This is a genomic window from Streptococcus varani (assembly GCF_001375655.1).
Classification (GTDB): Bacteria; Bacillota; Bacilli; order Lactobacillales; family Streptococcaceae; genus Streptococcus; species Streptococcus varani.
Genome location: NZ_CTEN01000001.1, coordinates 284,497 through 309,871 on the forward strand (window position 1 = coordinate 284,497; position 25,375 = coordinate 309,871).

The window sequence follows — 25,375 nt, forward strand, 5'->3', positions numbered from 1 at the left end:
GAGGTAAATTATGGACTACAAACTATTTGATGAATTCATCACCCTACAATCTTTGTTAAAAACAACCGGTATTCTTCCATCTGGTGGTGCTATCAAGGGATTTTTATCGGACAATCTACTGCTCTTTAATGGAGAAAAAGAAGAACGACGTGGTAAAAAAATTCGTATTGGAGATACTGTAGAATTGCCAAATCAAGGTCTGGTGATTAACGTCCTTGCTCCTAGTCCCCAAGAAATCAAGCAACACCAAGAGGATCTTGCTGAGAAAGAACGGGTGACGAAAATGGTGAAAGAAATGAACAAAAAAAACAAGCAAGAAAAGAGTATAGCTGTAGGCAAGACCAAAAAACAAAAGAAAGACACTCCTGCTAGAGGGCCTGTCCGTTTCCCAGGTACCTAATATGTGGCTTGAATCCCTCCAAATCAATCATTTTCGCAACTACAAACAAGCAGATTTGACATTTCATAAAGGGTTGAATGTTTTTCTAGGACAAAATGCCCAAGGAAAAACCAACATGCTTGAGAGTATCTACTTTCTTGCTTTGACAAGAAGTCATCGAACAAGAACAGATAAAGATCTCTTGCAATTTCAAGAAAAGAATTTAAATATTAGCGGTCTTCTCCATCGTAGCACTGGTAAACTGCCACTTGACATTGAGTTGACAGATAGTGGACGCATTACAAAAATTAACCATCTGAAACAATCCCGTTTATCTGACTACATTGGACATATAAATGTTATTCTCTTTGCTCCAGAAGATTTACAACTTGTAAAGGGTGGACCTGCTCTTCGTAGGAAGTTTATAGATGTTGAACTTGGGCAAATTAAACCTATCTATCTTTCTGACTTATCCCATTACAACCACATCCTCAAACAAAGAAATGCTTATCTGAAGAATAGTGAACGAGTAGATATCACCTACCTGTCTGTCCTTGACCAACAATTAGCTGACTATGGAAGTAAGGTTATTCAGCATCGGATAGACTTTCTAAAGAAGTTAGAAGTTTTTGCTAAGGAAAAACATTTGGATATTTCTCATCAAAAAGAAGAATTAGCCTTCACCTATGATTCCACCATTAAGTTTACAGAAGATGTGACATTAGTTGACAGTTTTTTGACAGAGTTGGAAAAATGCCGTAAACGCGACCTCTTCAAAAAAAATACAGGTGTGGGTCCTCATAGAGATGATATCTCTTTCTTTATCAATGGAATGAATGCCCACTATGGTAGCCAAGGCCAACATCGTAGCCTCGTCCTATCGCTCAAATTAGCTGAAATTGAACTGATGAAAGAAGTCACCCGTGAATACCCTATCCTTTTATTGGATGATGTCATGAGTGAACTGGACAACGACCGCCAAATGAAACTACTTGAAACCATTTCTGAGAAAATACAGACCTTTATCACGACTACTTCTCTAGAACATCTCCACACCTTACCAGAAGAGTTAAAAATCTTTCATGTTTCAAATGGACGTATCTGTGAGCAATTTAACACTGATTGATAATTTTGTAAACCAACTGTAAAGATAGTTTTTTAAAAGAAGCTGGGCTAAAAAGGCTAAAAAATAGAAAATGGCTTAGAATAACGTCGTCAGAAACGTTAATTCTAAGCCATTTTTGGTTATTATAATTTTAATAGAAAGTCTAAATTTTGAGTTTTTTCCCAGCCTCTTTTATTGAACGGAATAGTTTGGTGCTTCATTAGTGATTTGAACATCATGTGGATGACTTTCTTTCAGACCAGCACCTGACATTTCAATAAATTGGGCATTGTCATGTAGTTCTTGCAGATTAGCTGCTCCAACATAACCCATTCCGGAGCGGATACCACCCAACATTTGGAAAACGATGTCAGCTGCGGCACCTTTGTAAGCAACACGGCCTTCGATACCTTCTGGAACCAACTTATTCGCTTCATTGACAGATCCTTGGAAGTAACGATCGCTAGATCCTTTCTTCATGGCTGCAATAGAACCCATTCCACGGTAAGTTTTAAATTTACGTCCTTGGAAGATTTCCGTCTCACCAGGTGCTTCATCCGTACCAGCAAACATAGAACCGAGCATGACAGCATTTCCACCGGCCGCTAAGGCTTTAACGATGTCACCCGAATACTTGATACCACCATCTGCAATGATGGTTTTGCCATACTCACGCGCAACTGCAGCGGCATCATAAATAGCTGTCACCTGTGGCACACCTACACCTGCAATAACACGAGTGGTACAGATAGATCCTGGACCGATACCCACTTTGACCACATCTACACCTGCATCGTAAAGAGCACGCGCACCTTCAGCTGTTGCAATATTCCCTGCAATCAAGGTACGGTCTGGGAAATGAGCGCGAATTTCAGCGATTTTACGAAGAACTCCTGCTGAATGACCATGAGCAGTATCAATGACAATCGCATCTGCACCTGCTTCAAAGAGAGCCTCTGCACGTTCAAAGGTATCCGAAGTCACCCCTACAGCACCAGCCACCAACAGACGTCCAAATTCATCCTTCGCTGCATTTGGAAATTCAATGACTTTTTCAATATCCTTGATTGTAATAAGACCAGACAAACGCCCATTCTCATCCACCAAAGGTAGTTTTTCGATACGATGCTCATGGAGGATACGTTCAGCCGTCTCAAGGTCTGTTCCAACAGGAGCGGTCACCAAGGCATCACTGGTCATATGTTCTGAGATTGGGGCATCATAATCTGAAATAAAACGCATATCGCGATTAGTAATAATACCAACTAATTTCCGATTTTCAAGGGTTTCTACAATAGGTACACCTGAGATACGATAGCCTTGCATCAGCTCTTCAGCTTCATGTACCTTATGATTGGGAGTTAGGAAAAATGGATCGATAATCACACCATTTTCTGAACGCTTCACTTTGCGAACTTCTTTAGCCTGCTCAGCAACCGACATATTTTTGTGAACAACACCTAGACCACCAGCACGGGCAATCGCAATAGCCATTTTGCTATCTGTTACGGTATCCATAGCTGCTGTAATAATAGGAATATTCAATGTCAAATTCTTGGCCAACTTTGTTTGTAAACTTACATCGTTTGGCAAAACATGGCTTTCTGCAGGAATAAGCAAGACATCATCAAAAGTAAAGCCTTTTTTCAAAAATTTAGTGTCCCAATTTGACATGAATCATCCTCTTTTCTATATAATAGTGATAATCTATCATAACATTTTCACATCATTTGTCAACCGAAATGACAGATAAACCGAACGAACCGGTTCTGAATAGCATTTGCACTCACATTCTATTTATAAACACGATTGTTTCTACAGAAGAACATCTTTTATATTTGTTTTTGGATTCCTATCTTATTCATCAATCATTAGGTTCAATTTATTATAACTTTTCTTAGTAGATTTCAAAATGGTATCCAGATAATCTAAATAAACACCACTCCCTTTTTTTCGCCAAAGTTCTAATCCAGCTTCATAATCTGCCTCGTTAACAGATTTTCCAGCAAAATAATCGGCATTTAATTTAGTAAAAGTTTCTAGTAATAAGGTTTTTTCGCTATCTGTCAACTTCGTGTCAAGTAATTCTGACTCTGCTTTTCTCCAAGCTACAACCTCCATAAATTGTCGAGAAGATTTTTGAAACTGCAATAAGTTGGTATCCATAGACTGATGACGACGAGCCCAATCATCAATAGTCAAAATGCTAGCTTGATAGTTGAAGTTTTTTCCATCAAAATCAATCACTCCATAGTGATGAGGTGAAACAGCTAAGGATGAAGTCAGAATCTCCGGTAAAGTCTCCGTTACCATATGCTGAATATGAATATGGCCACTTACATTTGCCAGAACCCCATACTTTCTATACAGAACTTCAAGTTCACTAGCCTTGTCTATGACAAATCCCTCTCTAAAGTGAGGATTGTGAGATAGAATATTCTGATGACTAACCGCTAGAACTTGAACATTTTTTTCCCTAGCTTCTTGGAGAGTTCTTTCTACCCAAGCCAGCGTTTTGTCAGAAATCTGATTGGCCTTATCACTATTTGAGTCCAACATCAAGAGCCAAAAATCACTTCTAAACTTGTAAATATACGACAAGGATGTGTCATCTTTCTGTAAATTGTTTTGTAAACCATGTTTCTTGTAAATTTCAAGAAATTCTTCCTTTGTAATCGAATCAACTAGTTCATAGTGATCTCCATAAAATCCCGCTGCACTAGATCGATCTATGTCGTGGTTACCGGGGATAACTAAGACTTGAGTCCCATTATTCTGGATTCGATGTAACTTTCTTTCCAATTCTAGATGGCTATCTTTTTCACCATTAAATGTTAAATCACCACTAATCACCAAGATTTCTGGTTTTTCTGCTATAACATTTTCTACGAAAGCCTCTGTTATTTCTTCAATATACTGCATGTTTTTACCATCTGCATTATTAAACAGGTCTGTAAAGAAATTTCCTTTATCTGTCAATTTACTTGACAGATAGTGTAAATCAGTTGCCACTATCATTTTAACGGGTTTCTCTCTACTGGAATACCTGACAAAAGATGATTCTAAATTTCCCTTAGATGAGCTAACACTCCAATATTCCCAAGATAATAACAAGCATCCAAGTAATAAAAAGATAAATCCTAAACCTATTTTTTTCTTCACACCCTCACAAAAAGGATAGTTGCCTATCCTTCCCCTCTTTAAAAATAATTAATTCCCATAGCAGCCTTGACTTCTGATAAGGTTTGACTTGCTACTTGGCGGGCCGCATCGCTACCTTTTTTCAACATATCAAAGACTTGTCCCATATCCTTTGCATATTCCAGACGACGCTCACGAATCGGTGCTAATTCACGCTCCAAAATCTCCAATAAGTAGCGTTTGGTTTTGACATCTCCCAAGCCACCAGCCTGATAGTGTTCTTTCATAGCTTCAATCTCAGCACGATCTGCTTCTGTCCCGAAAATATCTAAATAATGGAAAACCATATTTCCTTCAATTTGTCCCGGATCTTCGACACGGATATGATTTGGATCAGTATACATGCTCATAACTTTCTTGCGAACAGTATCTGCATCATCTGACAGATAAATACCATTGCCAAGAGATTTGGACATCTTAGCATTTCCATCTAAACCAGGCAAACGACCAGCTTTTTCATTTTCTGGATACAAGCCTTCTGGTTCAACCAAAACATCACAATGGTACGTGTGATTAAAGCTGCGAACAATTTCTCGTGTCTGCTCAATCATTGGTTTTTGATCATTCCCAACTGGTACTAGATTAGCCTTAAAGGCTGTAATATCAGCTGCCTGAGATACTGGATAAACCAAGAATCCAGATGGAATTGACTCTCCAAATCCTTTTTGAGCAATCTCCGTTTTAACGGTCGGATTGCGTTCCAAACGAGCTAAAGAAACTAAGTTCATATAGTACATGGTTAATTCTGATAATTCTGGAATATGACTTTGAATAAAAATGGTTGACTTAGTAGGATCAAGTCCAACTGAAAGATAGTCTAGGGCTACATTTGCAATCGAATCCTTGACCAATTCTGACTCTTTAGCATGATCTGTTAAAGCCTGTTGGTCTGCTAAAAATACAAAGAGTTCATACTTGTCTGTATTTTGTAAAACAACTCGGTTTTTGAGACTACCAACATAGTGTCCCAAGTGCAATTTTCCTGTTGGACGGTCTCCCGTCAAGATGATTGGTTTTGTCATGTTTTCTCCTTTATTTTTTGGTGATATTCTTCTTTTGTTAATAGGTAATGGACAAATGTCACCACTCGACCTGGCTCTTTTTTATCTATTTTGGCGTATGGCTCCTCGTGGCTAAAATTCATTCCAATTTTTTCCATCACTCGACCAGATGCTGGATTTTCCTTATCGTGCTTAGCAACTAAACAATTCATTTGCAAGTCTTCAAAAAATAGTTTGATGAAAGCATAGCCAGCTTCCGTCATATAACCCTGATTCCAGTATTTTTTATCCAAAGTGTAACCAAATTCCGAGCGTCCTAAATCATCAAGGATATGGTGCATATCTAGGCTACCAATGAAACGACCTGATTCTTTAACTTCGATCCCCCAACGCCCCAAGGGACTAGCTAAATAGATAGAGGCAATGATATTCTTGGTTTCCTCTAAAGATTGGTTAGCAGCAAAGGTCCAACGAACAGTTTCTTCATCAGAAGCATAAGAGAACATTTGTTCGGCATCATCTAAGGTTACAGGTCGCAATAACAATCGGTCTGTTTCAATCATCCTGAACTCATCTAGTTTCTGATAAATATTCTTCATCTGATTTCCTTTCTATAACATAAAAAATACCCCACGCTAACATGCGTGAGGGCGTTATTACTAACACGGTACCACCTCAGTTGACAGTTTATTTACATAACTTTACAACACTGTCATCTTTTTTGTCTCGACACAATCGAGGCCTGCACGGTAAGGGGTGCTAGTCCTGAAACCTATTGTTTAGTTTCACGTGAAACATCAGCCCATTCATCTACCTATGCTACTTGTTTTCAGCACCCACAAGCTCTCTCAAAACAACAGATAAACTACTTTTCTGATAGTTTTATTATATACCGGTCAATTCTGAAAGTCAAGTTGTTCAAATACTTGACGACTAGCCTTCTTTGGGTCATAATAGACAATAGCATTTTAATTAATTTAAGAGGAAGCAAATGAAGAAAAAAATACAAGAATTGGCCCTGGTGACACTTGGGGCTTTAATTAGTGCTATCGGCTTTAACACTATGTTTATTGAAAACAACATCGCATCTGGTGGAGTTGGTGGTCTGGCCATCAGTTTAAATTCTCTTTTTGGATGGGATCCTGCAAGTTTTGTTCTCATTGCCAATATCCCCCTTATGGTACTCTGTTTTTTTTTATTGGGGAAGTCAATCTTTTTAAAAACAGTTTATGGCGCTTGGATTTACCCTCTGTTTATCAACTTGACAGCACCTTTACCCAATTTGACACATAATCCACTCTTAGCGGCCATCTTCGGAGGAATTATTTTAGGATTTGGTTTGGGGTTGGTATTTTTAGGGAATTCCTCAACTGGTGGAACAGGGATTCTGGTCCAAATTCTCAATAAGTACACTCCTATTCCATTGGGAATTTTGATGGCTCTTATTGATGGGTTTGTAGTTGGAATTGGTGTGCTAGCCTTTGACTTTGATACTGTCATGTATTCGATTATTGCTCTCATCTGCATTACCTATGTTATCAACCTCATGATGGCTGGATCCGATTCATCACGAAATCTGATGATTATTTCCCAGGAACATCAAGCCATTAAAGAGTATATCACCAAGGTTGCTGATCGCGGTGTGACAGAACTTCCTATACTTGGCGGATATACTGGGATTGAAAAACGGATGTTGATGACAACTGTCTCACGTCCTGAATACACACTTATTGAAACTGAAATTTTAAAAATTGATGAAACAGCCTTTATGGTCGTCATGCCAGCCAGTCAAGTCAAAGGTCGTGGATTTAGTTTAAATAAACACCATCAATTTGAAGATGATATCTTGATTCCAATGTAGTTTACATTGAAAATTTACAATTTTTCTAGTAGAATAGACTTATCGATTTGTAGATTACTATTTTACAAGATTTACACTAACAAAAGAAATTTAGGAGAAAATATGCTTACAGTATCTGACGTGTCGCTTCGTTTTAGCGATAGAAAGTTATTTGACGAGGTTAACATCAAGTTTACAGCAGGTAACACTTATGGTCTAATCGGTGCTAACGGTGCTGGTAAATCAACCTTCCTCAAGATTTTGGCTGGTGACATTGAGCCGTCAACTGGTCACATTTCACTAGGACCAGATGAACGTTTGTCTGTTCTTCGTCAAAATCACTTTGACTATGAAGATGAGCGCGTGATTGATGTTGTAATTATGGGGAATGAACACCTTTATAGTATCATGAAAGAAAAAGATGCCATCTATATGAAGGAAGACTTTTCTGATGAAGATGGCGTTCGTGCTGCTGAATTAGAAGGTGAATTTGCTGAATTAGGTGGTTGGGAAGCAGAATCTGAAGCGTCGCAATTGCTACAAAACCTTAATATTGCTGAAGATTTGCACTACCAAACTATGAGTGAATTGACCAATAGTGAAAAAGTCAAAGTTCTCTTGGCTAAAGCTCTCTTTGGTAAACCAGATGTTCTTCTTTTAGACGAACCGACTAACGGTCTGGACATTCAGTCTATTTCTTGGTTGGAAGACTTCCTCATTGATTTTGACAACACAGTCATCGTCGTATCCCATGACCGCCACTTCCTTAATAAGGTTTGTACCCACATGGCTGACTTAGACTTTGGTAAAATCAAACTCTATGTTGGTAACTATGACTTCTGGAAACAATCTTCTGAATTAGCTGCACGTTTGCAGTCTGATCGGAATTCCAAGGCTGAAGAAAAAATCAAAGAACTGCAAGAATTTATCGCTCGATTCTCTGCCAACGCTTCTAAATCCAAACAAGCAACTTCTCGTAAGAAAATGTTGGATAAGATTGAGTTAGAAGAAATCGTACCTTCTAGCCGCAAATACCCATTTATCAACTTTAAGGCTGAACGCGAGATGGGAAATGATCTTCTTCGTGTTGAAAATCTTAAAGTCACTATCGAAGGCGAAACAATTCTTGACAATATTAGTTTTATTCTTCGTCCAGGAGACAAAACAGCTCTGATTGGTCAAAATGATATTCAAACAACGACCCTTATTCGTGCCCTTATGGGAGAAATCGAATATGAAGGGGAAGTTAAATGGGGTGTAACCACTAGCCAATCTTACCTACCAAAAGATAATTCGAGTGACTTCGCTGGTAGTGAATCCATTCTTGACTGGCTTCGTCAATTCGCTTCTAAAGGGGAAGATGACAATACCTTTCTCCGAGGTTTCTTGGGTCGTATGCTCTTCTCAGGAGATGAAGTTAACAAACCTGTCAATGTCCTGTCAGGTGGTGAAAAAGTACGTGTCATGTTGTCTAAACTCATGCTTCTGAAGTCCAATGTCCTTATTTTAGATGATCCAACCAACCACTTGGACTTGGAATCTATCTCAAGTCTCAATGATGGACTAAAAACCTTCAAAGAATCCATTATCTTTGCCAGCCATGACCATGAATTTATTCAAACCCTAGCCAACCATATTGTCGTTATTTCTAAAAATGGGGTTATTGACCGTATTGACGAAACCTATGACGAATTCTTGGAAAACAGTGACGTTCAATCCAAAGTTCAAGAACTCTGGAAATAATATTAAAAGGCGAGTCCCGAACCTCGCCTTTTTTAATGGATTAGATAAAGAGAATACGATTACTTCATTCGTTTCTTTACAAGCCTTGACAATAATAGCATCTGACTAGAAATAAGAAAATTTGACAGACTACTTATCTAGCGCATTGAACAAATATAACTGTTATCTAGACTAATCTTTACACAATACTTTACACAGTGACAATTGGTTTTTCTATATAGTCTTATTAACTTATTTTACAATCTATTCTAGATATCCTATAAACCTAACTGTTATAAACCTATCTTTACTTAACTGTCAATAAACAGTCTATTGTTTAGCTATTCCCACATTTTCTCCTTTATTCTTTTTTAAAAAACAAAAGAACAATAGTTGACACATATGTAAAGTTTTAAAAAATAAGCTTGACAGATAACTTAGATTGATAAATTCATAGCAAATATGTTTGTAATATCTTATGAAATCTGATCATTTCTCTCATCTAGAGTCTTTTATTAAATCTCACACATAAGATTAAGTGTTAACTAAGCTTATTTTCTATCATACAAGAATGATAGGAGTAAATCCTCTTGAAATTAAAAATTGACAATCCTGTAAACTTCTCATTTCTTCCCAACTTTTCTTTATCATAGTCGTTCTACTGACAAATAAACTATAAAATCTTACACTTAGTTAATCTCAATCATCAGTTATGAAATGACCAGAAAATTTTGATTCTTCTTCTATCTTTTAAAAAGAAAAAACACCCTCTTGGGTGTTTAAAAGACTCCGCCAACAGGGCTCGAACCTGTGACATCATGATTAACAGTCATGCGCTCTACCAACTGAGCTATGGCGGAATACTATTATATAGTCCGTACGGGATTCGAACCCGTGTTACCGCCGTGAAAAGGCGGTGTCTTAACCCCTTGACCAACGGACCATGCTTATAAGACAGTATTTAGTATAATATAGTTCTTATCCTTTGTCAACCCTTTTTGTTTCTTGACATTCTATCAGCTTTAGGTTAGAATTAAATGGCTTAGTTTTTGGTTCCATAGCTCAGCTGGATAGAGCATTCGCCTTCTAAGCGAACGGTCGCAGGTTCGAATCCTGCTGGAATCATCATAAAATCCTAGAAAAATTTTCTAGGATTTTTTTTCATACCATAATTCAATATTGATATAAAGTAGAGGGAGTAAAAGAACTGCTAAGGCAAACTCACCCATATACAAAGATAAGCGAGTAGAAACGATGACTCCAAACATAAAGCTAAGAATAATGAAGAAAATATTCTTCCCTTTATTTTGTAAATCCTTATCTTTCTCAAGAAAACCCATGAACCAAAGATAGGCTGCATTTTTAACATTACCAGTCATCATCACATTAGCATAGGTAGCCCCATACAATTTTCGATAGGTTTCTACCTGAATCGACGCAACAAAAGCTAGAATAGCCATGGTAAAATTACTGGATAATAGTGGAGTGAAGACAACAGCCAGTAAAACCAAAAATGTCATGACTAGACTACTACTGAAATGCCAATAAAGATGATGACTCAAAAACCATCTGCGAGCTGAGTAGGTAAAAAATTGACCTAGAACAAAGAAAATAATTGGCAGGAGAAAATTGAAAACCTGCTTCCAATCTCCTAGTGCTAAAAAGTAGGCCGTTAAAATGACATTTCCAGATTGAACACCTGCAAAGCGCCCTCCTTGGGTAATAAAAGTAAAGGCATTTAAATAACCACTAATAAAAGTAAACATAGTGGCCACTCGTAAAGCTTCAAAAATACGGTAATGTTTGTGTTTTGACATAGAGTAAACCTCATGTTTCATGTGAAACTATTTGTGGTAGGGACTCCCCTGTTGAATCATAAAAGATCGGTAAATTTGTTCTACCAGAACCAAGCGCATAAGTTGATGAGGAAGGGTTAATTTTCCAAAACTTATCAGCAAGTTGGCCCTATCTTTAACAATCGGCGCTAAACCTAGACTACCACCTATAATAAAAGTGATATCTGAATAACCTTTCATCGTTGTCTCTTCTATCATCTCAGAAAATTTTTCTGACGGAAACTGTTGACCTTCAATGGCCAGAGCAATAACAAACTCTCTATCTGCAATTTTAGACAGAATACGCTGCGCTTCCTTTTCTAAAATTTTTTGGTTTTCAGCAGCAGAAGCCTTGTCCGGTGTTTTTTCGTCTAGTAATTCTATACTTTCAAACTTGGTGAAACGGGCCAATCGCTTGCTATATTCAGCAATTCCATCTTTTAAATATTTTTCTTTCAATTTTCCTACGCTAATGACTTTAATTTTCATAAAAGTATTGTATCATATCCACAAGTGATTCTAAATAAATTATTTTTAAAAAAACTCTACTGACTTGAAAATAGTAGATTTGTACACACCTTATAGAAAGTTATCCACAGATTGTGGATGATTTTTTGAAAAATTTAAGTTATAATTAAGAAAAGAATTCTAGGATAGGAGAAAATAGGAGGTCTATCTTTCATGAAAAAATATCTAAAATTCACCATATTATTTCTTGTAGGATTTTTAGGTGGAGTGACTGGAAGTTTGGTTATACCCTTCGTTCAACAGATGACCACCCCAGTTACTCAAACAAATACTAAATCGGAAAAAACAAGTGTCAGCAATGTAACTTATAAGAATGAAACTTCTGTAACAAATGCTGTAAAAACGGTTGAGGATGCTGTTGTTTCCGTTATAAACTATCAACCAGAAGCTGGAGGGCAGGGATCCATTTTTGGTAACGAAAATCCTTCTGATGGACTAGTAGTAGCTAGCGAAGGATCAGGAGTTATTTACAAAAAAGAAGAAAATGTTGCCTATATTGTTACGAATAATCATGTTATCACTGGTGCAAAACAAATTGACATTCAATTAGCATCTGGAGAAAAAGTAGAAGGGGAATTAGTTGGTTCGGATACTTATTCTGATATCGCGGTTATCAAGATTGCAGCAGACAAGGTAAAAACAGTTGCTGAATTTGCTGATTCGGATACCATCAATGTCGGAGAAGTTGCCATTGCTATTGGTAGTCCATTGGGTACAGTTTATGCCAATACGGTAACACAAGGCATTGTTTCCAGTTTGAGTCGAACTGTCACCTCTAAGAATGAAGAAGGACAGACCGTTTCTACAAATGCTATCCAAACAGATACAGCCATCAATCCAGGTAATTCAGGTGGTCCACTGATCAATATTCAAGGACAAGTTATTGGTATCACTTCTAGCAAGATTACTTCAACCAGCAACTTATCAAATGTATCTGTAGAAGGAATGGGCTTTGCAATTCCCTCAAATGATGCCATTGCCATCATCCAAAAATTAGAAAAAGATGGTCGGGTCAACCGTCCTGCTCTAGGGATTCAGATGATGGACCTTGCTCAATTATCTAGTAGCCAATTAAAAACAGCTGGTTTAGAACATTCTGAGATCACTGCTGGTGTCCTGGTTATCTCCACTCAGACTGGTCTTCCTGCCCATGATAAATTCCAAAAATATGATCTTATCACAGCTATTGATGGAGATAAAATTGAAAACAGTAGTGATTTACAAAGTGCTCTCTACAAACACGATATTGGAGATAGTATTGAGGTAACTTTCTATCGGAATGGCAAGAAAGAAACGGTTACCATCAACTTGACCCATTCAACTGAAGACCTTTCATCCAACTAATGTTTGGACTGTAAATATAACTTTACAAGATTGTAAAGTTATATTTTTTTTGCTAGAATAAGCCTATGGAAGAACTGAAATATATAGAAATAGGGAATATTACTCCTAATCCCTACCAACCTCGCATTCATTTTGAAGAAGAAAAGTTAGAAGAATTAGCTCAATCTATCCGTGTCAATGGCCTCATTCAGCCATTGATTGTACGTAAATCTGCGATTATTGGCTATGAATTACTGGCTGGAGAGAGACGATTACGGGCTAGTCAATTGGCTGGTCTAACAAAAGTCCCTGTAGTTATCAAAAATCTAACCGATCAGGATATGCTCTACCAATCTATCATTGAGAATCTACAACGAGCAGATTTGAATCCCATTGAAGAAGCTAGATCTTACAAGAAATTACTAGATAAAGGCTTGACTCATCAAGAAATGGCCAATATTATGGGGAAATCTCGTCCTTATATTTCCAACAGTCTCCGCCTCCTTAATTTATCAGATGCTGTCCGTCAGGCTCTTGAAAGCGGAAGTATCTCACAGGGGCATGCCCGTCTTCTAGTCCCCTTATCAAAAGAAAAGCAAGAATATTGGCTTGATAAAATCAGAAATCAGGATATGAGTGTCCGATCATTAGAAGCAGCCCTTACCATTAAGAAGACTGTAAAAATAGAAAAACAGAATAGTTTTGCGCGTGAAGAAGAAGAAAATCTTCACCGCCTTTTAGGGCTAGACGTTCAAATCAAACAAAAAAAAGACTCTTCCGGACAAATCAAAATTTCTTTTGCCAATACAGAAGAATACCAAAGACTTATCAACAGCTTAAAAAAATCTTGTGAATAGAAAAAATCTGTAGACAGTTTTTACACAGGAATATTCTCTAAAAAGTTTTGATTTAGTGATGCTTCTTTGAATTTTCCACATTCTGTGGAAAACTTTTATAAACAGTGTGGAAAATTCTTAAACTTGTGGAAAACTTTTTCTAAATATGATACACTATAAGGACAAAATTCCATGAAGGAGGTCCCTCTTTGAACCAAGAACAAGTCTTTTGGGAGCGGGTCTTACAATTAGCTAAAGATAATCTCAAACAATCTGCCTTTGATTTCTTTGTTTCAGATGCCCGTTTACTTGAGGTAAGTGGAGATACTGCAAGAATTTTTTTAGATAGTCCTTTTAAGAAACTTTTTTGGGAAGAAAACCTCAAAGGTGTGATTATTACGGCTGGATTTGAAATTTACAATGAACAAATTACAGTGATATACGAATTTTCACCTGCAAGCTCTAGCCCAAGTCAAAGTAGAGCTAATTCTGAAAGAAGGCATCACGCGCAAGAGCTTAACTCAAGTCCAGTAAGCCCTCCGATTACTCCCTTTATCCATCCAGATATCAAACCCCAATATACCTTTACTAATTTTGTCCAAGGTGATAACAATCAGTGGGCTAAAGCCGCTGCCTTAGCGGTATCAGATAATCTAGGTGGACTTTACAACCCCCTCTTTATCTTCGGTGGTCCTGGACTGGGTAAAACTCATTTGCTCAATGCGATTGGTAACAAAGTTCTGGAAGACAATCCAAATGCCCGAATCAAGTATCTATCATCTGAGACTTTCATCAATGACTTTCTGGAACACCTTCGCCTCAATGACATGGATAATTTCAAGAAAACGTATCGCAATCTGGATTTACTCCTTATTGATGATATCCAATCCTTACGAAATAAGGCTTCTACTCAAGAAGAATTCTTCCATACCTTTAATGCCCTGCATGAAAACAGCAAGCAGATTGTCCTAACCTCTGATCGCAATCCTGATTATTTGGATAATTTGGAGGAACGCTTGGTAACCCGATTCAAATGGGGACTGACCAGCGAAATCACACCGCCTGATTTTGAAACAAGGATTGCTATTTTACGCAATAAATGTCAAGAATATCCCTATGAATTTACCGATGATACCCTGACTTATTTGGCAGGTCAATTTAACTCTAATGTCCGTGATTTAGAAGGTGCCCTTAAAGATATTCATCTCTTGGCTACCATGCGGAAATTAACAGAGATTACCGTTGATGTAGCTGCAGAAGCTATTCGTTCCCGCAAGCAAACCAATCCACAAAACATGCTTGTTTCCATTGAAAAAATTCAGAATGAAGTTGGAAATTTCTATGGGGTCAGTCAAAAAGAAATCAAAGGGGCAAAGCGCGTACAAAATATTGTTCATGCTAGACAGGTTGCCATGTATTTAGCGCGTGAATTAACAGATAATTCCTTACCAAAAATTGGAAAAGAGTTTGGAGGTCGCGATCATACCACTGTCATGCACGCTTACAACAAGATAAAAAGTCTCTTGGCAGAGGATGATAGTCTAGAAATTGAATTAACCACCATTCGCAATAAAATTCGCTAATGTGGAAAACTTCTTAAAAAAGACATTTTTTTCCACAAGTTGTGAACAAGTCTTTTCTCTTGCTAAGACATGCCTTAAGCCACTTTTCCACAGAATTAACAGACACTACTATTACTATTAACCTTATAATCTATAAATAAAGGAGAATCCATGATTCATTTTTCTATCAACAAAGCTGTCTTTCTCCAAGCTTTGAATACTACAAAACGAGCTATTAGTCATAAAAATGCTATTCCTGTTTTATCCACTGTTAAAATCGAAGTCAGTAATGAAGGAATCACCTTGACAGGTTCGAATGGACAAATCTCTATTGAGAACTTTATCTCTATTCAGGATGAAAATGCCGGTCTCTTAATCTCTTCAACAGGCTCTATCCTTCTAGAAGCTGGATTCTTTATCAATGTTGTTTCCAGTCTTCCAGATATTGTCTTTGACCTAAAAGAAATTGAACAAAAACAAATCCTCCTCACTAGTGGTAAATCAGAAATTACCCTAAAAGGAAAAGAAACTGAACTTTATCCACGTCTACAAGAAGTTTCTACTAGCAATCCTTTGATTTTAGAAACAAAGATCCTCAAAGATATCATCAATGAAACCGCCTTTGCAGCCTCAACCCAAGAAAGTCGTCCTATTTTAACAGGTGTTCACCTTGTTTTGACAGAAAATCAAACCCTCAAAACAGTAGCGACAGATTCTCACCGTATGAGTCAACGCAAGATGCAATTGGAAAAAGCTGGAGACAATTTTGATGTGGTGATACCAAGTCGTTCTCTGCGTGAATTTACAGCTGTTTTTTCTGACGAAATAGAAACAGTCGAAGTATTTTTCTCTAACAATCAGTTGCTTTTTAGAAGTCAAAATATTAGCTTCTATACACGTTTGTTGGAAGGAACTTATCCTGACACTGATCGCTTAATTCCAAAAGAATTCAATACTAAAGTAACGTTTGATACTGCTCACCTGCGTCAAGCTATGGAACGGGCTCGTCTTCTCTCGAATGCAACGCAAAATGGAACCGTCAAACTAGAAATCCAAAACGGTCTTGTATCAGCTCATGTTAACTCACCAGAAGTTGGTCGTGTAAATGAAGAATTAGATACCTTATCCGTATCGGGTCAAGATTTAATGATTTCTTTTAATCCAAGTTATCTCATTGATGCCCTAAAGGCTGTTGGAAGCGAGCAAGTAGAAATTAGTTTCATCTCCCCAATTCGCCCATTTACTCTAGTGCCCAATACCAATCAAGAAGATTTCATCCAACTGATTACCCCAGTTCGTACAAACTAAGATCAACTCCCGCAAGGGAGTTTTTTCTATGGTATAATGAGAAAAAGAATATTTTTGGAGGTTCTTATGTACGAGCTTGGTTCCTTAGTAGAAATGAAAAAGCCTCATGCCTGTACCATCAAATCAACTGGAAAAAAAGCCAATGAATGGGAAGTTGTACGTCTGGGAGCTGATATTAAAATCCGCTGTACGAATTGTGATCATGTAGTCATGATGAGTCGTCATAATTTTGAAGGCAAGATGAAAAAAATTTTATAATGTTCAGACACACTCTACAAAAGAGAAATTAATCAGTATTTTGCAAAGAAAAAGTAAGCCTAGGTTGCGCAACTTGAACAGATTTTTGCTAGTTATTATTCCCTTAGATTGAATGTTATTGTATTTTTTAAGAGGTATGATAGAGATTTTTAAATGAGCTTGCTAATTGGCAAGCTTTTTCGAGTCTTTTCTGCTATAATGATAAGTACTGAAAAAATCTAATGGAGATTCTAAATTATGGCTTTAACAGCAGGTATTGTGGGTTTACCAAATGTTGGTAAATCAACCCTCTTCAATGCAATTACAAAAGCGGGAGCGGAAGCTGCCAACTATCCTTTCGCAACCATTGATCCAAATGTCGGAATGGTAGAGGTTCCAGATGAACGTTTACAGAAGTTGACAGAACTAATTACCCCTAAAAAAACGATTCCAACAACTTTCGAATTTACAGACATCGCTGGTATTGTCAAAGGTGCTTCCAAAGGAGAAGGTCTTGGAAATAAATTTTTATCCAATATTCGCCAAGTAGATGCCATTGTGCACGTAGTCCGTGCCTTTGATGATGAAAATGTCATGCGGGAACAAGGCCGTGAAGATGCCTTTGTAGATCCAATTGCGGATATTGATACGATAAATCTTGAATTGATTTTGGCGGACCTAGAGTCTATTAACAAGCGTTATGCGCGTGTTGAAAAGATGGCTCGTACCCAAAAAGATAAGGATTCACTGGCTGAATTTGCAGTCTTGGAAAAAATCAAGCCAGTTTTAGAAGACGGCTTATCTGCTCGTACCATCGATTTCTCAACTGAAGAAGAAAAAATCGTCAAGCAATTGTTCTTATTGACAACAAAACCAGTCCTTTATGTCGCCAATGTAGATGAAGATAAGGTTGCTGAGCCAGATGATATTGACTATGTCAAACAAATCCGAGACTTCGCAGCTACGGAAAATGCAGAAGTAGTTGTGATTTCAGCTCGTGCTGAAGAAGAAATTGCAGAGTTAGAAGACGAAGATAAACAAGAATTCTTGGAAGCCATTGGTTTAACAGAATCAGGTGTGGATAAATTAACCCGTGCTGCCTACCATTTGCTTGGACTTGGAACCTACTTCACAGCTGGTGAAAAAGAAGTCCGTGCTTGGACCTTTAAACGTGGTATCAAAGCACCACAAGCTGCTGGTATCATCCATACAGACTTCGAAAGAGGTTTTATCCGTGCTGTAACCATGTCCTATGATGATTTGATTCAATATGGTTCAGAAAAAGCAGTAAAAGAAGCAGGACGCCTTCGTGAAGAAGGAAAAGAGTATGTCGTTCAGGATGGGGACATCATGGAGTTCCGATTCAACGTCTAACGTTTTCCTTGCTTTTATTCTTCGTGAAGTCGGCTCGATAAACTCCAGTTTCATCTTGGCCTTCCTTGCCTTGACTAAAACCAAGCAAAATCGTTAGGATACTATTTGATAATTAAAATGTGCTTTAGTGCCTAGACTAAGAGCATTTTAAGCAATCAAAATCTAACAAGAAAATTAAAATAAAAGTTGCAAAACCAGAGGCTGAAATGTTTTTTCAGTCCTTTTGGTGTTTTGAAAGGATGAAAATGGTAAAAATGATTGTTGGCCTAGGAAATCCTGGCTCTAAGTATCACGAAACCCGTCACAATATTGGTTTTATGCTGATTGATCAGATAGCAAAAAGAGAAAATGTGACTTTTTCACAGGATAAAATATTTCAAGCGGATGTGGCCTCGACGTTTATCAATGGAGAAAAAGTTTATTTGGTTAAACCAACAACTTTCATGAACGAATCCGGTAAGGCTGTTCATGCTCTTTTGTCCTACTATGGCTTAGATGAGCGTGATTTACTGGTAGCTTACGATGATTTAGATATGGTAGCAGGTAAGATTCGTTTCCGTCAAAAGGGTTCAGCAGGTGGTCATAATGGCATTAAGTCCCTCATCGCTCATTTGAAGACGCAGGAATTTGATCGCATTAAAATTGGTATTGGTCGTCCCAAAGAAGGTCGGACTGTTATCAACCATGTCTTGTCACCATTTGATACAGCAGATCGTATCGAAATTGATCAAGCACTGGATAAACTTGACAGTGCTGTAAATTATTATTTACATGAAAGCGACTTGGAAAAAGTTATGAGAAAGTTTAACGGTATATGAATCTTTTAGAACTCATTCAGCAAAATCAGCAAGTTCAAAAATGGCAACAAGGTCTCAACAAATCAAGCCGTCAACTCATGTTAGGTCTTTCTGGGACTAGTAAAGCTCTTGCTATAGCTTCTGCCTTTGATAGTTTAAGCGAAAAGATAGTTATCTTTACAGCAAGTCAAAATGAAGCAGAAGTATTAGTTGCTGATTTGACGGATTTATTGGGTAGTGAGTATGTTTACAACTTCTTTACAGATGATAGCCCGATTGCCGAGTTTGTTTTTTCATCTAAGGATAGAAGACAGACGCGTGTTGACAGTTTAAATTTTTTGATCAATAAAAAACAACCGGGTATCTTGGTTGCTAATTTTGCTGCCTCAAAAATATTTTTACCCAATCCAAAAATCTATCAAGAAGCAAGTCTCAACCTCCAAGTCCAAGAAGAAGTTCAACTTGACAACCTTGTCAAGAAACTCCTTTCAACAGGCTATAAAAAAGTATCTCGTGTGTTATCTCAAGGTGAGTTTAGCCTACGCGGCGATATTCTAGACGTTTTTGAAATCAACAATGAATTACCCTTTCGATTAGAATTTTTTGGTGATGAGATTGATGGTATTAGAACCTTTGATATTGAAAAACAAACGTCATTAGAAAATTTAGAAAGTATTACGATTTGCCCTGCTTCTGAAATCATACTGACAAGTGAAGATTATTTGCGTTCTCAAGTTTCTTTGGAGAAGTGGATCGACAAGATAGAAATAGGTGAGCAAAAATCGTATCTGCAAGAAGTTTTAGCAGATGTTAAAACAGGTTATCGCCATCCTGATATTCAAAAATTTCTTTCTATTTTTTATGAAAATCAGTGTACTATCCTTGATTATCTTCCTAAAACTTCACCAATCTTTTTTGATAATTTTCATAAAATCATGGATACACATGCCTTATTTGAAAAAGAATCCGCTCTTCTCTTGACAGAGGATTTACAAAAGTGTAAATCACATTCTAGTCTTAAATACTTTGCTGATTCCTATCAAAATTTACGAAAATATCAACCTTCTACCTTCTTTTCTACATTCCAAAAGGGTCTAGGAAATCTTAAATTTGATGCTATTTTTTCTTTCAATCAGCATCCTATGCAGGAATTTTTTAACCAAATTCCGCTTTTACAAGAAGAATTGCAACGCTATAAAAAATCAAATTATACGGTCATTATTCAGTCGAATTCTTCATCAAGTTTACACGCTTTACAAAAAACATTACAAGAATATAATATTGACATTCCTTATCGTGATGCTAATGAATTAGTTCTAGGTCAACAGCAAATAACGATTGGTCAACTAGTAACTGGTTTTCATTTTCTAGATGAAAAAATTGCATTGATTACAGAGCGTGAAATTTTCCATAAGAAAGTCAAGCGGAAAATTCGTCGTCAACATACTTCAAATGCAGAGCGCCTGCGAGATTACAATGAGTTAGAAAAAGGGGATTATGTTGTTCACCATGTTCATGGAATCGGACAGTTTATGGGGATTGAAACCATCGAACGATCAGGCGTTCACAGAGATTATATCACCATTCAATATCAAAATTCAGACAGAATTTCCCTACCGGTTGAGCAGATTGATGGATTATCAAAATATATCGCATCGGATGGCAAACAACCTAAACTGAATAAACTCAACGATGGCCGCTTCCAAAAGACCAAACAAAAAGTTCAAAAACAGGTTGAAGATATTGCAGATGATCTTATCAAATTGTATGCAGAACGTAGCCAATTAAAAGGTTTCGCTTTCTCAAGTGATGATGAGAATCAATTGGAGTTTGACAATCACTTTGCCTATGTGGAAACGGATGATCAACTTCGATCGATTGATGAAGTCAAGAAAGATATGGAAAAACCATCCCCTATGGATCGTCTTTTAGTGGGAGATGTTGGGTTTGGTAAAACAGAGGTAGCTATGCGGGCAGCCTTTAAAGCTGTCAATGATGGCAAGCAAGTGGCTATTCTAGTACCTACAACTGTTCTTGCACAGCAACATTATGAAAATTTTATAGATCGTTTTTCAGAGTTTCCTATCAATATTGGCGTCCTTAGTCGTTTTCGAACAAAAACAGAACAAAATGCCACCCTTGAAAAATTGAAAAAAGGGCAGCTGGATATTATTATCGGCACGCATCGTCTCTTATCAAAAGATGTCATCTTTGCTGATTTAGGTCTTTTAGTGATTGATGAAGAACAGCGTTTTGGAGTGAAACACAAAGAAAGTCTAAAAGAACTCAAGAAAAAAATTGACGTTCTAACCTTAACTGCCACTCCTATTCCACGAACTCTTCACATGTCCATGCTAGGAATTCGTGATTTATCCGTTATTGAAACCCCACCGACCAATCGTTACCCAGTTCAAACCTATGTTTTAGAAAGAAATCCAACAGTGATTCGCGATGCTATTTTACGAGAAATCGATCGTGGAGGGCAAATTTACTATCTTTACAATAAAGTTGACACCATTGAAAAGAAGGTTTCTGAACTTAAGGAGCTAGTACCAGAAGCCTCTATTGGTTTTGTCCACGGACAAATGTCAGAAATACAATTAGAAAACACTCTCTATGCCTTTATCGAGGGGGAATATGATGTATTAGTAACGACCACCATTATCGAAACGGGAGTGGATATTCCAAACGCCAATACTCTTTTTATTGAAAATGCGGATCATATGGGGCTGTCAACCCTCTATCAACTTCGAGGGCGTGTTGGTCGTTCCAATCGGATTGCCTATGCTTATCTGATGTATCGACCGGATAAATCTCTAACGGAAGTATCAGAAAAACGGTTGGAGGCCATTAAAGGATTTACAGAGTTGGGATCTGGTTTTAAAATTGCCATGCAGGATTTGTCCATTCGTGGGGCTGGTAATCTTCTAGGAGCTGCCCAAAGTGGCTTTATTGATTCCATCGGTTATGAACTCTATTCTCAACTTTTAGAAAGTGCTATTTTAGAAAAACAAGGGAAGGTTCAAAAACGCCAAAAATCAAATACGGAAATTAATTTATCTATTGATGCTTACCTACCAAGTGATTATATTGATGATCAGCGGCAAAAAATTGAAATTTACAAGCGTATCAAGGAGATTGACAACCGTGTCAATTACGAAGAACTACAAACAGAACTGATAGACCGCTTTGGCGAATACCCAGATGCAGTAGCTTATCTTTTGGAGATTGGTCTACTGAAATCCTACCTCGATCAATCATTTGCAAAATTAGTTGAGTTAAAAAATAATCAGGTTATTATTACCTTTGAACCAATGGCTGGTCAGTACTTCTTGACACAAGATTACTTTAAGGCACTTTCTGCAACAAAGTTTAAAGCTCGTATTTCTGAATTAAATGGACAAATGCAAGTTATTTTTGATGTTCGAAATCAGAAAGACTTCACTATTTTAGAAGAATTGATGACCTTTAGCGAAAACTTACTTTCATTAAAACTTGAAAAAGTAGATGCAAAATAGTTTTGACAAGGGATATTGAAACAGTCAAAGAGTTTATATGGTAAAATTTTAGAAAAAGGATAGACTGAGATTACCAAGGAGGTCAAAATGGAACTTGAACGCAGATTAGTTGAATTAAGAAAAGAGAAGAACCTCTCTCAAGAGGAACTGGCAGAAAAACTTTACGTGTCACGCCAAACTATCTCCAACTGGGAAAGAGGAAAAACCTACCCAGACATTCACTCACTTTTGCTAATAGCCACCTATTTTGACGTCTCCTTAAATAATTTAATTAAAGGAGATGTTGATATTATGAAACATCAGGTTGATCAGTCGCAGTTAAAGAAATGGACTATTATTGCAGGGGTTTCTTTATTTGTTTTTTCAGTTGTTGTACCGACCCGCTATTTATTTGATGCTAAAAAAGTGTCTATAGTACTATCGATACTAGTAATACCACTAGTCTATTCACTTTTTCAAATCTTATATATCGTCAAAAATAGGAACTTGCAGACCTATGACGATATTCTCAATTTTCTCAATCCAGAGAAAAAGATTAAGGCAGGTTTCTTTAGCGAGTTAGGTTTTGTCTTTAAATTATTTGTCATTACCTGGTTAATTTTCTTCGCTGGAACGGTTACATCTGCCCTAATTTTTTGGAAATAATAGTAGGTTTCGTAATCAGAAGCCATTTTAAGGAGCTTTGGCTCCTTTTTTGCTAGAAACATTCTCTATCTCTGTTATTTTTTTGAAAAAATGATAAAATAAGAGAGATTGTGAGGTATTTAAATGAGACTTGATAAATATTTAAAAGTATCCCGTATTATTAAGCGACGTACTATTGCCAAGGAAGTAGCGGACAAGGGAAGAATTAAAGTAAATGGCATCTTAGCAAAATCATCAACAGATTTAAAAATCGATGATCAGGTAGAAATTCGTTTTGGTAACAAATTGTTAACCATCAAAGTTTTAGAAATGAAAGATTCCACTAAAAAAGAAGATGCATTAAAAATGTATGACATAATCAGTGAAATCAGGGTAGAAGCAGATGAAGCAATCTAAGGTTCTTCAAATCAATAATCAATACATTCAAACAGAACTGCAAAAACGCAGGAGAAATGCGGATGAAAATCGGCAAAAAACGCGATTCATGGGGATCATCCTAGTTCTGGCAATCTTTCTTTTTGTCCTACCAACCTATAATTTGGTAGAAAGTTATGATACATTAAAAGAAAGAGAAGAACAATTAGTTCAATTAGAGGATCGTTACAAAGAATTGTCTCGTCAAGAAAAAATAGAATCTTCCTTGGTGACAAAATTAAAAGACGAAGAGTATGCTGCCAAGTACATTCGAGCTAAGTTACAATATTCCAAAGAAGGTGAATTCATTTACAATATACCAGGACTCTTGCCGAAATGACAGAAGATATTTTAAAAACAGTTGAAAAATTTTTAAGTTATTCTGATGAAAAATTAGAAGAATTATCTCAAAAAAATCAGGGATTAAAATTTCAAAATAAAAAAGAAGAAAGATAGGAAGGAGGGAATATGAAGAAGTATCTATTGCTTGTATTGATACCAATTTTATTGGGATCAACCATAGTGGATAGTACAGAGATTGACTTTATCTTAACCAATCAAGAAAATTATCTATTGAATTTTAGAGTAACAGATAGTCGTTTTCAATCCATTCCCTCCAATCCTAACCTTTACTCTCAAATTGACACTTATCTTGACAGAGATTTGACACAAAAAATATCAACACTCAAAGTAAATCAACAATTTAAAATCAAATCGATTGAAATCAATAAAACCAATCAGCAAGTCTTTCTTTTGGAAAATGGTCAATATATTTTTGCAGATTCTAGTCTGATATATGATGATATTATTTTAGAGTCTATTTCCACTCAAAAAGATCTCTGGATAAAAAAAGATTTTAAAGTCTATTCTAGTCCAATCGGTAACCAACAAAAAGAACTTGCTACGTCTTTAAAAGCCTACCAATTAGTTCATATTTCTGAGTTTGTTACGACTCATACGACTGTTTACGCAAAAATTGAAGGACAGGGTTGGATTGATTCGAAAAATCTATCACAAGAAGATAACCGCATGGAGGCAGTTCAAGAACTACTCAATCAAAAGTATTCTTCAGATAATTTTGGTATCTATGTCAAACAAATATCAAATCAAAAAACAGCTGGTATTAATGAAGATAAAATCATGTATGCTGCTAGTATCACCAAACTACCCCTTCTTTATTATGTTCAGGAAAAAATTGACAACAATGAATATTCCTTGACACAAGGTTTACAGTACATTGACAAAACAAGTGGTTTTAAAGGAAGTTATTCTCCTGAAGGAAGCGGTTCATTAGAAAAAGAAGCAACTAATCGTCATTATCGAATTGATGAACTCATTGATAAAACCGCTAAAGAATCGGACAATGTAACCAGCAATATTTTAGCCTATTATATAACCAAAAAATTCGATAGCAATTTTTATGAAGATATCACAGCAATTGTTGGAGAAAAGTGGGATATGTCTTCTCGATTAGCCTCAGCACATATGGCAGGTCTAATGATGGAAGCTGTCTATGATCAAGGTGGTTATGTTTTAGAAAGTTTGAAATCAACCAATTTTGATGACCAACGAATCCCACGAGATATACCAGTTCCGGTAGCTCATAAGATTGGAGACGCTTATGAATTTAGACATGATGTTGGGATTGTTTATACAGATAGTCCTTTCGTCCTCTCTATTTTCACTGAGAACTCTGATTATGATAGCATTTCTACTATTGCAGATGATATCTATAGAATTTTAAGATAAA

At 36.8% G+C, this 25,375-nt stretch carries 23 protein-coding genes, 3 tRNA genes and 1 other annotated feature; of the genes, 18 read left to right on the forward strand and 8 right to left on the reverse strand.

Annotation, left to right across the window (positions count from 1 at the left end; genetic code table 11):
* Positions 1-10 precede the first annotated feature (10 nt).
* Both BN1356_RS01505 and recF read left to right on the forward strand, forming a co-directional pair.
* Positions 11-400, forward strand: a complete 390-nt coding sequence (locus BN1356_RS01505) for an RNA-binding S4 domain-containing protein (RefSeq protein WP_093649669.1) — start codon at positions 11-13, stop codon at positions 398-400.
* Between the two features lies 1 nt (position 401).
* Complete coding sequence (gene recF / locus BN1356_RS01510; RefSeq protein ID WP_093649670.1) at positions 402-1,505, forward strand: DNA replication/repair protein RecF; 1,104 nt, start codon at positions 402-404, stop codon at positions 1,503-1,505.
* 171 nt (positions 1,506-1,676) lie between these two features.
* Here recF and guaB read toward each other — a convergent pair whose 3' ends face one another.
* The 4 genes from guaB to BN1356_RS01530 form a co-directional block, all read right to left on the reverse strand.
* Complete coding sequence (guaB, locus tag BN1356_RS01515) at positions 1,677-3,158, reverse strand: IMP dehydrogenase (RefSeq protein WP_093649671.1); 1,482 nt, start codon at positions 3,156-3,158, stop codon at positions 1,677-1,679.
* 183 nt (positions 3,159-3,341) lie between these two features.
* Complete coding sequence (locus tag BN1356_RS01520) at positions 3,342-4,502, reverse strand: metallophosphoesterase (RefSeq protein WP_093649672.1); 1,161 nt, start codon at positions 4,500-4,502, stop codon at positions 3,342-3,344.
* Between the two features lie 182 nt (positions 4,503-4,684).
* Complete coding sequence (gene trpS / locus BN1356_RS01525) at positions 4,685-5,707, reverse strand: tryptophan--tRNA ligase (RefSeq protein WP_093649673.1); 1,023 nt, start codon at positions 5,705-5,707, stop codon at positions 4,685-4,687.
* On the reverse strand, positions 5,704-6,285 hold the full coding sequence (locus BN1356_RS01530) for a GNAT family N-acetyltransferase (RefSeq protein WP_093649674.1): 582 nt from the start codon (positions 6,283-6,285) through the stop codon (positions 5,704-5,706). Before BN1356_RS01530 ends, trpS begins: the two co-directional genes overlap by 4 nt.
* Positions 6,286-6,329: 44 nt before the next feature.
* Positions 6,330-6,577 (reverse strand) — a binding site (T-box leader).
* 100 nt (positions 6,578-6,677) lie between these two features.
* Between BN1356_RS01530 and BN1356_RS01535 the strand changes: the two genes are divergently transcribed.
* The gene (locus tag BN1356_RS01535) at positions 6,678-7,547 is read left to right on the forward strand and encodes a YitT family protein (RefSeq protein WP_093649675.1); all 870 of its coding nucleotides are present in this window, start codon (positions 6,678-6,680) and stop codon (positions 7,545-7,547) included.
* A gap of 102 nt (positions 7,548-7,649) precedes the next feature.
* Complete coding sequence (locus BN1356_RS01540; protein ID WP_093649676.1) at positions 7,650-9,269, forward strand: ABC-F family ATP-binding cassette domain-containing protein; 1,620 nt, start codon at positions 7,650-7,652, stop codon at positions 9,267-9,269.
* A gap of 766 nt (positions 9,270-10,035) precedes the next feature.
* Here the strand turns inward: BN1356_RS01540 and BN1356_RS01545 are convergent.
* Positions 10,036-10,108, reverse strand: a tRNA-Asn gene (locus BN1356_RS01545).
* A gap of 11 nt (positions 10,109-10,119) precedes the next feature.
* Positions 10,120-10,191 (reverse strand) — tRNA-Glu (locus BN1356_RS01550).
* A gap of 108 nt (positions 10,192-10,299) precedes the next feature.
* On the opposite strand from BN1356_RS01550, the gene BN1356_RS01555 reads away from it, so the two are divergent.
* A tRNA-Arg gene (locus BN1356_RS01555) sits at positions 10,300-10,373 on the forward strand.
* Positions 10,374-10,396: 23 nt separating this feature from the next.
* Here the strand turns inward: BN1356_RS01555 and BN1356_RS01560 are convergent.
* Together BN1356_RS01560 and rlmH are read right to left on the reverse strand one after the other, a co-directional pair.
* Positions 10,397-11,065: a YoaK family protein gene (locus tag BN1356_RS01560; protein WP_093649677.1), complete on the reverse strand. Its 669-nt coding sequence runs from the start codon at positions 11,063-11,065 to the stop codon at positions 10,397-10,399.
* A 27-nt stretch (positions 11,066-11,092) separates the two neighbouring features.
* The gene (gene rlmH / locus BN1356_RS01565) at positions 11,093-11,572 is read right to left on the reverse strand and encodes a 23S rRNA (pseudouridine(1915)-N(3))-methyltransferase RlmH (protein ID WP_093649678.1); all 480 of its coding nucleotides are present in this window, start codon (positions 11,570-11,572) and stop codon (positions 11,093-11,095) included.
* Between the two features lie 192 nt (positions 11,573-11,764).
* Between rlmH and BN1356_RS01570 the strand changes: the two genes are divergently transcribed.
* The 13 genes from BN1356_RS01570 to BN1356_RS01630 all read left to right on the forward strand — a co-directional run bounded on the left by BN1356_RS01570 (position 11,765) and on the right by BN1356_RS01630 (position 25,374).
* Positions 11,765-12,955, forward strand: a complete 1,191-nt coding sequence (locus tag BN1356_RS01570; protein WP_093649679.1) for a S1C family serine protease — start codon at positions 11,765-11,767, stop codon at positions 12,953-12,955.
* A gap of 65 nt (positions 12,956-13,020) precedes the next feature.
* The gene (locus BN1356_RS01575; RefSeq protein ID WP_093649680.1) at positions 13,021-13,791 is read left to right on the forward strand and encodes a ParB/RepB/Spo0J family partition protein; all 771 of its coding nucleotides are present in this window, start codon (positions 13,021-13,023) and stop codon (positions 13,789-13,791) included.
* Between the two features lie 188 nt (positions 13,792-13,979).
* Entirely contained in the window at positions 13,980-15,353 is a 1,374-nt protein-coding gene (gene dnaA / locus BN1356_RS01580) for a chromosomal replication initiator protein DnaA (RefSeq protein WP_093649681.1), read from the forward strand.
* A 150-nt stretch (positions 15,354-15,503) separates the two neighbouring features.
* Positions 15,504-16,640: a DNA polymerase III subunit beta gene (gene dnaN / locus BN1356_RS01585; RefSeq protein WP_093649682.1), complete on the forward strand. Its 1,137-nt coding sequence runs from the start codon at positions 15,504-15,506 to the stop codon at positions 16,638-16,640.
* A 66-nt stretch (positions 16,641-16,706) separates the two neighbouring features.
* Positions 16,707-16,898 carry a DUF951 domain-containing protein gene (locus tag BN1356_RS01590; protein ID WP_093649683.1) on the forward strand — a complete coding sequence of 64 codons (192 nt, stop codon included), beginning with the start codon at positions 16,707-16,709 and terminating at the stop codon, positions 16,896-16,898.
* 237 nt (positions 16,899-17,135) lie between these two features.
* The gene (ychF, locus tag BN1356_RS01595) at positions 17,136-18,251 is read left to right on the forward strand and encodes a redox-regulated ATPase YchF (RefSeq protein WP_093649684.1); all 1,116 of its coding nucleotides are present in this window, start codon (positions 17,136-17,138) and stop codon (positions 18,249-18,251) included.
* 245 nt (positions 18,252-18,496) lie between these two features.
* Entirely contained in the window at positions 18,497-19,069 is a 573-nt protein-coding gene (gene pth, locus BN1356_RS01600) for an aminoacyl-tRNA hydrolase (protein WP_093649685.1), read from the forward strand.
* Positions 19,066-22,566, forward strand: coding sequence for a transcription-repair coupling factor (gene mfd, locus BN1356_RS01605; RefSeq protein WP_093649686.1), 3,501 nt, complete (start codon positions 19,066-19,068; stop codon positions 22,564-22,566). Before pth ends, mfd begins: the two co-directional genes overlap by 4 nt.
* An 87-nt stretch (positions 22,567-22,653) precedes the next feature.
* Positions 22,654-23,211 (forward strand): helix-turn-helix domain-containing protein, encoded by a 558-nt coding sequence (locus tag BN1356_RS01610; protein WP_093649687.1) that lies wholly within the window; start codon positions 22,654-22,656, stop codon positions 23,209-23,211.
* Positions 23,212-23,334: 123 nt separating this feature from the next.
* Complete coding sequence (locus BN1356_RS01615; RefSeq protein WP_093649688.1) at positions 23,335-23,607, forward strand: RNA-binding S4 domain-containing protein; 273 nt, start codon at positions 23,335-23,337, stop codon at positions 23,605-23,607.
* Positions 23,594-23,965 carry an FtsB family cell division protein gene (locus BN1356_RS01620; RefSeq protein WP_093649689.1) on the forward strand — a complete coding sequence of 124 codons (372 nt, stop codon included), beginning with the start codon at positions 23,594-23,596 and terminating at the stop codon, positions 23,963-23,965. The genes BN1356_RS01615 and BN1356_RS01620 overlap by 14 nt, the downstream gene beginning before the upstream one ends.
* Entirely contained in the window at positions 23,962-24,081 is a 120-nt protein-coding gene (locus BN1356_RS12950) for an SP_0009 family protein (RefSeq protein ID WP_093649690.1), read from the forward strand. Before BN1356_RS01620 ends, BN1356_RS12950 begins: the two co-directional genes overlap by 4 nt.
* Before the next feature lie 12 nt (positions 24,082-24,093).
* The gene (locus BN1356_RS01630; RefSeq protein WP_093649691.1) at positions 24,094-25,374 is read left to right on the forward strand and encodes a serine hydrolase; all 1,281 of its coding nucleotides are present in this window, start codon (positions 24,094-24,096) and stop codon (positions 25,372-25,374) included.
* Position 25,375 lies beyond the last annotated feature (1 nt).

Coding starts and splice junctions, on each gene's coding strand:
- BN1356_RS01505 (WP_093649669.1), top strand. CDS start 11: ATGGACTACAAACTATTTGATGAATTCATCACCCTACAATCTTTGTTA.
- recF (WP_093649670.1), top strand. CDS start 402: ATGTGGCTTGAATCCCTCCAAATCAATCATTTTCGCAACTACAAACAA.
- guaB (WP_093649671.1), bottom strand. CDS start 3,158: ATGTCAAATTGGGACACTAAATTTTTGAAAAAAGGCTTTACTTTTGAT.
- BN1356_RS01520 (WP_093649672.1), bottom strand. CDS start 4,502: ATGATAGTGGCAACTGATTTACACTATCTGTCAAGTAAATTGACAGAT.
- trpS (WP_093649673.1), bottom strand. CDS start 5,707: ATGACAAAACCAATCATCTTGACGGGAGACCGTCCAACAGGAAAATTG.
- BN1356_RS01530 (WP_093649674.1), bottom strand. CDS start 6,285: ATGAAGAATATTTATCAGAAACTAGATGAGTTCAGGATGATTGAAACA.
- BN1356_RS01535 (WP_093649675.1), top strand. CDS start 6,678: ATGAAGAAAAAAATACAAGAATTGGCCCTGGTGACACTTGGGGCTTTA.
- BN1356_RS01540 (WP_093649676.1), top strand. CDS start 7,650: ATGCTTACAGTATCTGACGTGTCGCTTCGTTTTAGCGATAGAAAGTTA.
- BN1356_RS01560 (WP_093649677.1), bottom strand. CDS start 11,065: ATGTCAAAACACAAACATTACCGTATTTTTGAAGCTTTACGAGTGGCC.
- rlmH (WP_093649678.1), bottom strand. CDS start 11,572: ATGAAAATTAAAGTCATTAGCGTAGGAAAATTGAAAGAAAAATATTTA.
- BN1356_RS01570 (WP_093649679.1), top strand. CDS start 11,765: ATGAAAAAATATCTAAAATTCACCATATTATTTCTTGTAGGATTTTTA.
- BN1356_RS01575 (WP_093649680.1), top strand. CDS start 13,021: ATGGAAGAACTGAAATATATAGAAATAGGGAATATTACTCCTAATCCC.
- dnaN (WP_093649682.1), top strand. CDS start 15,504: ATGATTCATTTTTCTATCAACAAAGCTGTCTTTCTCCAAGCTTTGAAT.
- BN1356_RS01590 (WP_093649683.1), top strand. CDS start 16,707: ATGTACGAGCTTGGTTCCTTAGTAGAAATGAAAAAGCCTCATGCCTGT.
- ychF (WP_093649684.1), top strand. CDS start 17,136: ATGGCTTTAACAGCAGGTATTGTGGGTTTACCAAATGTTGGTAAATCA.
- pth (WP_093649685.1), top strand. CDS start 18,497: ATGGTAAAAATGATTGTTGGCCTAGGAAATCCTGGCTCTAAGTATCAC.
- mfd (WP_093649686.1), top strand. CDS start 19,066: ATGAATCTTTTAGAACTCATTCAGCAAAATCAGCAAGTTCAAAAATGG.
- BN1356_RS01610 (WP_093649687.1), top strand. CDS start 22,654: ATGGAACTTGAACGCAGATTAGTTGAATTAAGAAAAGAGAAGAACCTC.
- BN1356_RS01615 (WP_093649688.1), top strand. CDS start 23,335: ATGAGACTTGATAAATATTTAAAAGTATCCCGTATTATTAAGCGACGT.
- BN1356_RS01620 (WP_093649689.1), top strand. CDS start 23,594: ATGAAGCAATCTAAGGTTCTTCAAATCAATAATCAATACATTCAAACA.
- BN1356_RS12950 (WP_093649690.1), top strand. CDS start 23,962: ATGACAGAAGATATTTTAAAAACAGTTGAAAAATTTTTAAGTTATTCT.
- BN1356_RS01630 (WP_093649691.1), top strand. CDS start 24,094: ATGAAGAAGTATCTATTGCTTGTATTGATACCAATTTTATTGGGATCA.